Origin of the sequence: Psychrobacter sp. UBA2514 (genome assembly GCF_002341255.1) — a bacterium.
Lineage (GTDB): Bacteria > Pseudomonadota > Gammaproteobacteria > Pseudomonadales > Moraxellaceae > Psychrobacter > Psychrobacter pacificensis.
Genome location: NZ_DDNS01000010.1, coordinates 26,203 through 37,037 on the forward strand (window position 1 = coordinate 26,203; position 10,835 = coordinate 37,037).

At 45.8% G+C, this 10,835-nt stretch carries 9 protein-coding genes; 7 read left to right on the top strand and 2 right to left on the bottom strand.

Annotation, left to right across the window (positions count from 1 at the left end; all coding sequences use genetic code 11):
• The first annotated feature begins 67 nt into the window (after positions 1 to 67).
• The gene (locus tag B3V51_RS03745; protein WP_093068261.1) at positions 68 to 1,348 is read left to right on the top strand and encodes an LD-carboxypeptidase; all 1,281 of its coding nucleotides are present in this window, start codon (positions 68 to 70) and stop codon (positions 1,346 to 1,348) included.
• A gap of 27 nt (positions 1,349 to 1,375) precedes the next feature.
• Here the strand turns inward: B3V51_RS03745 and B3V51_RS03750 are convergent, their stop codons facing one another.
• Positions 1,376 to 2,386, bottom strand: coding sequence for a GlxA family transcriptional regulator (locus B3V51_RS03750; RefSeq protein WP_286708009.1), 1,011 nt, complete (start codon positions 2,384 to 2,386; stop codon positions 1,376 to 1,378).
• A gap of 283 nt (positions 2,387 to 2,669) precedes the next feature.
• Between B3V51_RS03750 and B3V51_RS03755 the strand changes: the two genes are divergently transcribed.
• From B3V51_RS03755 to arfB, 6 genes are all read left to right on the top strand, one after another.
• Entirely contained in the window at positions 2,670 to 4,475 is a 1,806-nt protein-coding gene (locus tag B3V51_RS03755; protein WP_286708010.1) for an acyl-CoA dehydrogenase, read from the top strand.
• Positions 4,476 to 4,497: 22 nt separating this feature from the next.
• On the top strand, positions 4,498 to 5,505 hold the full coding sequence (locus B3V51_RS03760; protein ID WP_286708011.1) for an NADP-dependent oxidoreductase: 1,008 nt from the start codon (positions 4,498 to 4,500) through the stop codon (positions 5,503 to 5,505).
• A gap of 3 nt (positions 5,506 to 5,508) precedes the next feature.
• Positions 5,509 to 6,291, top strand: a complete 783-nt coding sequence (locus tag B3V51_RS03765; RefSeq protein ID WP_277077824.1) for an SDR family NAD(P)-dependent oxidoreductase — start codon at positions 5,509 to 5,511, stop codon at positions 6,289 to 6,291.
• A 45-nt stretch (positions 6,292 to 6,336) separates the two neighbouring features.
• Positions 6,337 to 7,098 carry an SDR family oxidoreductase gene (locus tag B3V51_RS03770; RefSeq protein WP_286708012.1) on the top strand — a complete coding sequence of 254 codons (762 nt, stop codon included), beginning with the start codon at positions 6,337 to 6,339 and terminating at the stop codon, positions 7,096 to 7,098.
• 205 nt (positions 7,099 to 7,303) lie between these two features.
• Complete coding sequence (locus B3V51_RS03775) at positions 7,304 to 8,176, top strand: HpcH/HpaI aldolase/citrate lyase family protein (protein WP_286708013.1); 873 nt, start codon at positions 7,304 to 7,306, stop codon at positions 8,174 to 8,176.
• Between the two features lie 58 nt (positions 8,177 to 8,234).
• Entirely contained in the window at positions 8,235 to 8,648 is a 414-nt protein-coding gene (gene arfB, locus B3V51_RS03780; RefSeq protein WP_286708014.1) for an alternative ribosome rescue aminoacyl-tRNA hydrolase ArfB, read from the top strand.
• Between the two features lie 151 nt (positions 8,649 to 8,799).
• Here arfB and B3V51_RS03785 read toward each other — a convergent pair whose 3' ends face one another.
• On the bottom strand, positions 8,800 to 10,677 hold the full coding sequence (locus B3V51_RS03785; RefSeq protein ID WP_286708015.1) for an autotransporter domain-containing protein: 1,878 nt from the start codon (positions 10,675 to 10,677) through the stop codon (positions 8,800 to 8,802).
• Between the last annotated feature and the right edge of the window lie 158 nt (positions 10,678 to 10,835).

Below are 10,835 nucleotides of genomic sequence, written 5' to 3' on the forward strand. Positions count from 1 at the left end.
GTGCGCTACTGCAAAAGATGACAATGTATAAATCATAAAAACAAAAATGTATAGGTAGTAACAACGTATGGGTTCAAAAATACCGTCCATCCAGCAATCAATAGAAGATAAAAACCTACAGTCAAACCTAGCTGATGAGCTTAATGTTGGCCTAAACCGTCGACAGTTTTTGCGCCGAATAGGTGTTGGCGCAGGTGCTGCGGCATTAGCAGCGCAAAGTATTCCTCACACATTGGCTGCCAGCCTCATTGAGGCAGATAATAGCTCGCAGCTGACCAAAGACGATCTGCCGACTGCATTGTTGGATGAGCGCTCAGCGCAAACCTCTCTAATAACAAGCTGCACTACGCCCACGATTGAGACCAGACTGTTTGCCAGCTCCAATGTGGGCGGCAGTGATGAGCGCAATCAGTTGGCATTAGATCGCATGAGCTGTGCTGGGTTTAAAATAAGTAATCCCGATATTACCAATCGTCAATATTTGCGCTTTGCAGGTACGGACTCGCAGCGTGCCAGTGACTTCCAAAACCTCGCGACCGGAGCGATAGCAGCGCCAAAACTGCTTTTGGGTGTGCGCGGTGGTTATGGTGCGATGCGTATATTACCCATGGTTGATTGGACGACGCTTGGGCGTATTATGAAAGAGCGCGGCACAATACTCGCAGGGTTCAGTGATGTGACTGCGATCCAATGTGCGCTATTGGCGAAAGGGTCTATGAGTTCACTTGCGGCACCGATGCTTTATAGCGAGTTTGGCAAAACTGTGCCTGATAAGGTCAGCTGTCGCCAGTTCGCTGAGGCCTTAACCAATCCCAACCTCACGATCACCATACAAGATGCGTCTTTAACCAGTCAGCAATTGCCTACCATACTCACAGCGGGCGAGTCCAAAGTGCTCACTGGTACGATTTGGGGTGGTAACCTAAGCGTGGTCTCTGCGCTGGCAGGTAGCGAGTATTTACCGCGCATTGAGGGCGGTATTGTGTTTTTAGAGGATGTGGGCGAGCAGGCGTATCGTATTGAGCGTATGCTGTATGATTTGTATTTAGCGGGAGTGTTTAAAGGTCAACAAGCGATTGTGTTTGGGGCGTTGTCTGGTTCAGGTGAGGACAGCTATGACAAGCGTTATGATGTTGCCACAGTGATTCGTCAATTACATAAGCTGACTGGATTACCAATTTATAGTGGCTTGCGATTTGGTCATATTGGCAAAAAACACAGCTTTCCGCTTGGCGCAATGTGTCAACTGACGCCCAATACATCAGGCGGCTACCAGTTGTCCTTTAGCGATTATCCAATCATCAAGGCGGATGCTATCCATGTCGAAGGCCTATGGCAGAATATGTAAACATGCATGACCACTAACTAACAGACTCTAAATCGCCAGCCGTGAAAACTTATCTTGATATTCCTTAGGCGTCAACTCTGTTGCCCGTTTGAACAGGCGTGTGAACGAAGAGATATCATCATAGCCGACTTGATCGGCAAGAGACTTGATACTCACATCTCCCAATTCGAGCAAGCGCTTGGCTTGCTCAATTCTGACGGCCTGAATATATTCAACGGGTCGCATCGCGACGCTGGCCTGAAAGCGTCTATTCAAAGTGCGCGGAGTGATATTTGCCATGGCAGCTAGGCTGCTGACTTGTATGGGCTGACGAAAGTTTTGCTCGATAAATTCTTGGACTTGTTTGACCAACTGATCGGAATGCGGCTTATGCAAAGTCACGTTGGTATAGCTATTCTGATTGCCTCGTTTGCTATCAATAATCTGAGTTTTTGCCACTTGTGTAGAGATCTCTCGCCCGCAGTAGCGCTCTATTAATAATAGCCCCAAATCATAAAAGGCGCTGCCGCCTGCTGCACAAAATATACTACCCAGCTCATCGCTTGCATGAGTGACAAACTGGTTCTCTTGTAAGTCCACCAGTGGAAAGTCTGCCTTAAATTTATTGGCATAGCCCCAATGGGTGGTGGCGACTTTATGATCTAATAACCCTGCCTCCGCCAAGAAAAAAGCCCCGCTACAGTTGCTCGCTATATCGGCCTTGGTATTGGCAAGCCGTACTAAATGTGGCAGCAGCTCATTATTTTGCTTCAATACCTTATCAATAGAGTCGCCAATGGTGGGCACCAGCAACAAGTCGCACTCCGTGACATCTTGGATATCGCAGTGCGCTCGCATCATTAAGCGGTTGCTACATCTGATATCACCGCCGCCTAAGCTTGCGATCTGCACCTTAAATCGTGGCTCTACCGCTTCATTTGAAAATCGCTGCCAGCTGACCCCTGTAAATGAAAATAAATCTAAGGCACCAGCGAGCACGCTCCCAAGCACACCATCGAAGCCAAGAACGATTACATTAAATGGTTTGAAATAGGGCATAAGTCTCTCGTGTCTTTAAGTGTACTTGTCAAAAATTGCGTCTTTTTGACGAAATTTTCTTAAATTTATGTCACATTTGACCATAATTATGTCATAAATGACAATACGGCAAAGCGCTAAATTAGCTTAATATCAATTGATAAGCATTAACCCCCTTTGTTTTGCCTGACTCAATGATGCGGTAAATATCACAGATAGGGTCATGACAGAGGGTGATAATACAAACGGATTTGCCTGATTTACGATCGTTACATGTAATCAAGAGAAACTAAAAGAGACGACTATGGCCGCAGACACCCTTATCAACGACTTTGAGTTACCGTTCCAGCTGTACGATGTGCTAGGAACACAAACCCTCACCGAATACGCAAAGTTCTCAGAGCACAGCCGCGAGACCTTTGATGCGGTATTAGATACCGCAAATAAGATCGCGACGGATTTGTTTTTACCGCACAATCACTTGGCAGACAAGAATGAGCCGCAGTTCGATGGCAAAAAAGTCAGCATGATAAGCGATGTCAAAGTCGCTTTTGATGCGTTTCGTGACTCAGGTTTTATCGCTGGTCGTTACAGTTTTGAAGACGGTGGTATGCAGCTGCCTGAGACAATCATGACCGCGGTGGCAGGCTATTTTATGGCAGCCAACCCGTCGACGACCGCCTATCCATTTTTGACCACTGCAGCCATCAATGTTATTTCTCACTTTGCCAGTGATGATATCAAAGCCGCCTTTATGCCGCGTATGCTAACAGGCGAGTTCACTGGTACCATGGCGCTGACAGAGCCGCACGCGGGCTCGTCACTTGCTGACATCAAGACCACCGCGGTCAAACAAGACGACGGCTCGTACCGTGTCAAGGGCAGCAAGATTTATATCTCAGCAGGGGACCATGAACTGTCTGACAATATCGTGCATTTAGTATTGGCCAAGATTCCCGGTGGCCCTAGTGGGGTAAAAGGCATCTCTTTATTTGCGGTGCCAAAGTACCGTTTGAACGATGATATGTCTGTTGGCGAGCGCAATGACGTGCATCTGACAGGACTGATTCACAAACTTGGCTATCGAGGGGCAACCTCGACGGCATTGAGCTTTGGTGACGCGGGCGATTGTCACGGCTACCTGATCGGTGATGAGCATTTTGGCCTGCGTTATATGTTCAAGATGATGAACGAGGCACGTATTGCGGTTGGGTTTGGCGCGGCGATGATTGGCTATCGCGGTTATCAGTATTCGCTCGATTACGCCAAAGATCGTACGCAGGGGCGCATTGCACCGAACAATAAACCTGAAGATGATGCGACTGCTATCATCCAGCATGGTGACGTAAAGCGTATGCTACTGGCACAAAAAGCCTATTCTGAAGGTGGTATCTCCTTGTGCTTATACGGCTCAAACCTAATTGACCGTATCAATACTTGCGAAGACGACACCCTAAAAAACGAGCTAACCGAATTGTTAGACCTCCTTACGCCCGTACTAAAAGCATGGCCGTCTGAATATGGGCCAAAAGCCAATGATTTGGGTATTCAAGTACTAGGCGGCGCTGGTTATACGCGTGAATATCATGCTGAGCAGTTTTGGCGTGACAATCGTCTCAATCCTATCCATGAAGGGACAAATGGCGTACAGGCATTGGATTTGTCATTTCGTAAGTTATGGCAAAAAGGTGGTCTTGGCATTCAGATTCTAAAGCGTGAAATCACGCAAGATCTAGAAAATATCACCACGCCTGAGACTGCGGTACTGGCGGGTAAATTAACGCCTTACATGGGTCAGCTGCACGAAGTACTGGTGCATCTAAGCAAAGTGTTGCAGACAGAAGAAGCCATTACGCTTACTGGTAATGCCCAAGCGCTAATGAATATTTTTGCTTCGATCGTGCTTAGCTGGATTTGGATTCGCCAAGCCAGTAAAGCTGAGCAGCTATTAAGCACGACGCAAGATATTGAGCAACAAAACTTTTATAAAGGCAAGATACAAGCGGCGAAATACTTTATCGATTGGGAGCTACCATTAATCGATCGTGATATAGCCATTTTAAACAATGACAACGCTGTTTGCACTGACATGCAGGCAGACTGGTTCTAAGGACGACTCTAAGGAAAGAGCAATGACAACCATAAATAAACAATGGCGACTAAAAACAAGACCAGTTGGCGCACCAAGCGCTGAGACTTGGGAGTATACCGAGACAGAGCGGCCGAGCATCAGTGAGGGTCAGCTACTGATTAAAATTGATTATATCTCTATCGATCCTGCAATGCGCGGCTGGCTAAATGATGCCAAATCATATATTAAACCTGTCCAGATTGGGGACGTCATGCGTGCCGGTACGGTGGGCGAGGTGATTGAAAGTAAACATGAGAAATTTGCCGTTGGGGATTATGTCGCAGGTCACGATGGCGTGCAGTCATATGCGGTCAGTGATGGCACAGGCTTGCACAAAGTTGATCCAAATCTTGCACCGCTACCTTATTATCTAGGCGTACTTGGGATGCCGGGCATGACGGGGTATTTTGGTTTGCTCAAAACAGGTCAACCAAAAGCAGGCGAGACCGTTGTGGTATCAGGTGCTGCGGGTGCCGTTGGTAGTTTGGTCGGTCAGATTGCCAAAATCAAAGGCTGCCGCGTCGTTGGTATTGCAGGCGGTAGCGAGAAATGCAAATTCTTAGTTGATGAGCTTGGGTTTGATGCAACGATCGATTATAAAAACGAAAACGTCAAAAAAGCCTTGAAGCAAACTTGTCCAAATGGCGTCGATGTCTATTTTGATAACGTTGGCGGTGACATTTTAAACGACGTACTTACTCAAATAAACCTACATGCGCGTATCGTCATCTGTGGTGCGATCAGTCAATACAATAACACGGAAGCCGTCAAAGGCCCATCAAATTATTTATCACTACTGGTCAACCGCGCCCGTATGGAAGGCATTGTGGTGTTTGATAATATCAAAGAATATCCAATCGCCATGAAAGAGATTGCAGGCTGGATTCAGTCAGGCGACATCAAAGTAAAAGATCATATCGTTGAGGGGATTGAGACATTCCCTGATACGCTCATGATGCTCTTTAACGGTGAAAACTTCGGCAAACTGGTACTTAAAGTAGAGGAATAACTCATGACACTGAATACAAACGGAATTGCATCAGATGTAACGGGTAAGCGTATTTTGATCACAGGCGGCGCATCAGGCATTGGTGCGGCAAGCGCGCTGCTACTGGCCAGTCGCGGCGCTAAGGTCGTGATCGGTGATATGGCAGAAGAGATGGGTGAGTCTGTTGCCCAGCAAGGCCGAGATGCTGGCAACAGTATCGTTTTCAAAAAAGTAGACGTGACCAGTGGTGATGAAGTGCGTGCGTTGTTTGACTTTGCGGTAGAGACGCTAGGCGGTCTAGATGTGGTGGTCAATAACGCAGGTATCGACCACAAGCCTTCGCCCATGCATGAGCTGAGTGATGAGGACTTTGATCGCAATATCGCTGTGAACCTAAAAGGGGTCTGGCACTGCATGCGTGCCGCTGTCAATTGTATGATACCGAATGGCGGTGGTCATGTGATCAATGTGGCGTCTATCGCTGGTCTGCGTTCTGCGCCCATGTTATCGGCTTACAGTGCCGCCAAACATGGCGTGATGGGTCTGACCAAGTCGGCAGCCCACGAGTACGCCCGCGCCAATATCCGTTTTAATGCAGTCTGTCCAAGCTTTATTGATACGCCAATGGTACGCAATACCATGGCAACCATGAATGAACGCGCACAGCAAGCAACCGTCAAGGCCAGTCCGCTGCGCCGTTTGGGTGAGGTGGACGAGGTGTCTGCCGCGATTGCATGGTTAGCTAGCGACGAGAGCAGCTTTATGAATGGCCATGCCTTTACCTTGGATGGCGGCATGTTGGCATAATTTGTGCGAAAAATGTCTAGAATATTTAAAATATAAGGAATAGTAATGAAGGATTTATTTGATTTAACCGGTAAAATTGCCCTAGTGACAGGTGCCAGTCGCGGTATTGGAGAGTCTATTGCCCGTCTGCTGGCCTCAAGAGGGGCACACGTGATTGTCTCTAGCCGCAAAATCGATGCTTGCCAAGCGGTCGCAGATAGCATAAAAGCTGACGGTCATAAAGCCAGTGCCTTTGCCTGTCATGTGGGAGATATGGAGCAGATTGATGCGGTTTTTGAGCATATTAAAAGTGAGTTTGGTCAAATTGATATCTTGGTCAATAACGCTGCAGCCAACCCGTATTATGGCCATATCTTAGACACAGACTTAGCCGCTTTTGATAAAACGGTGGAGGTCAACATTCGTGGTTACTTCTTTATGTCAACGGCCGCTGGCAAAATGATGAAAGAGCAAGGCGGCGGTGTTATCTTGAATACCGCGTCAGTCAATGGACTGGTGGCAGGTGATAAGCAAGGCATTTACTCAATCACTAAAGCGGCAGTTATTAGCATGACCAAGGCCTTTGCCAAAGAATGTGGTCCACTTAATATCCGTGTGAATGCGTTATTACCAGGCCTGACGGATACCAAGTTTGCCTCGGCGCTAACGACGAATGATAAAGTCTTAAAAATGGCACTACATTCGATCCCGCTAGGGCGTGTGGCGGAACCTGATGAAATGGCTGGTACTGTATTGTATCTGGTGTCGGACGCGTCAAGCTATACCACAGGCGCGACTATCGTTGTCGACGGTGGTATGCTGGCTTAATTAGCTAATCTATAAGACATAGGTTAGATAAGAAAGTAATTGTTTAAAACTGCATGAGATAAATTTTCATGCGGTTTTTTTGTTTTCATTTTTAATGAATTGCATAGCTACTCTTCCTACCTTGTCATTGAATAGACTATTAGTGCGAAGTAAAAATGGGCTATACCGTGGCATAATTAATTTAAATAACCAAAAGGAGTCAAATATGGACTCATTGACCAATCATAAAATAAATACTATTTCTCAAAATAAAACATGGCTATTTGTGCCAGCGACTCGCATCGATAGGATAGAAAAAGCCTTTGCTAGTGGCGCAGATGCCGTGATTGTGGATTTAGAAGATGCCGTTGCCAAACAAAACAAAGCGGCGGCTCGAGAGGCGTTAAAAAACTACTACGATGAGCAAAATGCAAAGCAAACTTATCGGCCCATTTGGCTGCGTATCAATCAAGCGGGTAGTGAAGAGTTTTTCAAAGACATCGTGCTTTGTCAGCAAATGCCTAACTTGGCTGGTGTGTTATTGGCTAAGGCCGAGCGCGCCGAAGATATCGACAGCATACATCAGCTGACAGGTTTACCTGTAATCGCTTTGATAGAGAGTGCCATCGGGCTATACCAAATCGATAGCATGGCAAAAGCAGTAGGCTTGGCCGCTTTTAGCTATGGGTTTTTGGATCTGTGTAATGATCTACAAGTACAAGTAGGGACGCCATCAGCCGAGATAGTTGCCAATCAGATTCGCTATCAGCTTATTTTGACCTCAAAAGTACATCAGCTATCGCCGCCAATCGATACCATTTATCCTGATTTTAAAGATGAGTCAGGGTTAAGTAATCGAGTAAACTTGTGGTCAAAAATGGGTATGGCAGGGATGTTATGCATTCATCCTAAACAAGTTGCCACTGTGCAGCAAGCCTTGCAGCCGATAGACAAAGCGCTTGCGTTTGCAACACGGGTGATAGAAGAGTATGAAAAAAGCGGGCAAGCGGTGTTTAAAATAGATGGTGAGATGGTCGATGCGCCAGTGATTGCGCGCAGTCGTCAACTTTTGGAGAAGCAGCGGTTATTAGCAAAGTAGCAGGCAAAGCTATAATGCTTTATTATGAGCCATATCTATTTGTATATAAAAGCACATTATGATTTTTATCAATAACCATATTAGCCTCAATGATAATGAGGTAGAGATTAGTGCCATACGCGCACAAGGCGCAGGCGGGCAGAATGTCAATAAAGTCTCCTCTGCCATCCATCTACGTTTTAATATTCACACCTCAAGCCTAAGCGATGAATACAAACAGCGATTGCTAGACAGTAAAGACAGCCGTATCACCAAAGAGGGCGTACTTATCATTAAAGCACAGCAGTTTCGTACGCAAGAGCGCAATAAAATCGATGCGCTTGAACGGCTGCAAAGCTTTATCAATAAAGCCACGCATGTCAATAAAACCAGACGGCCCACCAAACCAAGTCGGAATGCCAAACGCAAACGGGTGGATCAAAAAACCCAGCGCGGCAAAACCAAAGCTTTACGCGGTAAAGTAGATTTCTAGAGAATTTGTGATACTAGCTTTTGTCATTGAGAGGTTTTGCGACACAACAGCTATACAGCAAAAGTCATCGTAGATTATGGCGGTTTTTGAGTTTATAGTGGTATAGGCGAGAAATCATCACCTATACCGTTATGCTAGATTAAATAGTTATTTAGAATGCGCCATTAAGTCCAATAAATAGGCTGGTTGAGTCATCGTCATCACCTTGTGAATGTGTGACACCAGCATTAGCGTTTAATAGACCAAAGCTTCTAGACACTCCAAGTGTCATGGCAACGTTATCATCATCAGTTTCGACCATAGGTGTCTCAAAACTAATATTAGATAGCGTATTCAAACTTGCCGTTACCGCTTCGCGATTGTCACTCAGCTGCTTTTGATAATGAATATCACCAAATAAGTTGAGGTTCTCCATCAAGGTATGATTGGCTTTGAGACCAATCTTGCCGTATGTCGTAGAGTACTTCTGCTCATCGAACTGCATGGCAACGCCAGACATCTCTTTTTCTTTGAGTCCGTCAATTTTTACGCGGCTCGCTGTTGCACCGATATAAGGTGTGACGGCAATATTACTTACCTGCAATGGGTAGCCTGCCTGCAGGTTGGCATAATAACGTTTACCATCAGCATTTGACTTGAACTGTTGTTGGTTGCTACCAAGTGTGACAGCACGTGTGACATCGACATCCATGTTGCCAAATCCTGCAGCACCATTTATCTGTAAGCCGCCAAACTTGTTGCTATGATAGACACCAAAACCAACTTCTCCCAGATCAATATCACTTAAACCTGTGCCGACATCTGAGTTTTCAAAGTCTTTTTGGGTGATGTTACCGTATAAGCCTGTCACGGCATTGGCTGAATTAGGATGAGCAAAATCTACACCAAGTAATACTTGGGTATTATTATCACCATCAAACCCTGCAATGTCTTGATTGGCGACTTCACCGACAGCCCATAGTGTACGGGCAGGTTTTTGCTCACTGCTTTGGATTTGGTTGACGTGTGACTGTAAGCGCTCATTGGTTGCAAGTCCGGTTGTCGTTGCAATATGTGGCAGCACACCGATTAGGCTGGGGGCAGTGACAACAGCATTTGCATAGTCAGCAATCATTTGATGCGCCTGACCGGTCGGGTGAATGCCATCAGCGAAAAAGTAGGTTTCGTTGGCATCAGGTGTTTCTAGGTTGCTTGACCCGCAAAATAGTGAGCTATCAGTAACCAAGTCTTCAGTACAGGCTGGCGTGGTCATATTAGTAAATCCATAAGCCGTAGGATTACTAGCGATTTGTTGTAATAAGCTAAAAGTGTCTAGCGGTATGATGTTCGCACCAGTAGCTGCTACGCCACTAAGCATAAATTGATTATATAGACTAGTAGCGCCAGTACTTTGCGCTTGTGCCACAGGCCCTTGATCAATAGCTCTAGGCGTCAGACCGATATCAGGAATATTAGGTACTAAAATGTAGTTTGCGCCATTGTCTTTTAGTGTATTAATCGTTTCGGCCTGGCTCGCTACTGCGCCAAGTATCGTAGCTTGGGCATTAGCAGGATCTTCAGCCGCCGCAAGCAAATCATTTGCACCTGCCCACACGACATAAAGTCCATTGGGATCTACTTGATTATTATCAATATAATTATTAACTTGGCTATTGGCAGAGGCCACCGGAATACCAAAAGCAGTGACATCTACGCCTGCTCTTGCACCACCAATTGCATAATTATTACCTGTCTGACTACCATCATAAGTATTGGCGACAGCAGTAGTACCTAGTTGTTCAGCGAATGACGTTGCCCATGTATTATCAGGGTTAGTAGTAAATTGACCTGACTCCTCAAGCCCAAACGCACCTTGAGTGAGGGGGCTAAAATATCCGCCATCCGTTAAACTGTCGCCAAAAAAGGTGACACTGTCATAAGCATTTGCGTGATAAATACCAGCGATAGATAGGCTGATGGCAAGCATGCTTTTGTTAAAATTTTTGAGAGTAGTATGACCAACTATGGAGCGAGCGGTATTACGGGGCATAGCGACATCCTTGTCATTAATGTAATAGATTGTCAATGGAGTGTAACTATTTTTTAGAAGGCTAGCAATCATTTTGATTACAACATCAAAAGAATATTGTCTTATTTTTACAACTTTTGTATAGTCAATCAATATTAAAAGTGGTACAAGGCAGACGA

Bases quoted from the DNA above. Each gene is read 5' to 3' on its own strand.
- B3V51_RS03760 (WP_286708011.1), top strand. From the start codon at position 4,498: ATGACAACCATAAATAAACAATGGCGACTAAAAACAAGACCAGTTGGC.
- B3V51_RS03745 (WP_093068261.1), top strand. From the start codon at position 68: ATGGGTTCAAAAATACCGTCCATCCAGCAATCAATAGAAGATAAAAAC.
- arfB (WP_286708014.1), top strand. From the start codon at position 8,235: ATGATTTTTATCAATAACCATATTAGCCTCAATGATAATGAGGTAGAG.
- B3V51_RS03755 (WP_286708010.1), top strand. From the start codon at position 2,670: ATGGCCGCAGACACCCTTATCAACGACTTTGAGTTACCGTTCCAGCTG.
- B3V51_RS03775 (WP_286708013.1), top strand. From the start codon at position 7,304: ATGGACTCATTGACCAATCATAAAATAAATACTATTTCTCAAAATAAA.
- B3V51_RS03750 (WP_286708009.1), bottom strand. From the start codon at position 2,386: ATGCCCTATTTCAAACCATTTAATGTAATCGTTCTTGGCTTCGATGGT.
- B3V51_RS03765 (WP_277077824.1), top strand. From the start codon at position 5,509: ATGACACTGAATACAAACGGAATTGCATCAGATGTAACGGGTAAGCGT.
- B3V51_RS03785 (WP_286708015.1), bottom strand. From the start codon at position 10,677: ATGCCCCGTAATACCGCTCGCTCCATAGTTGGTCATACTACTCTCAAA.
- B3V51_RS03770 (WP_286708012.1), top strand. From the start codon at position 6,337: ATGAAGGATTTATTTGATTTAACCGGTAAAATTGCCCTAGTGACAGGT.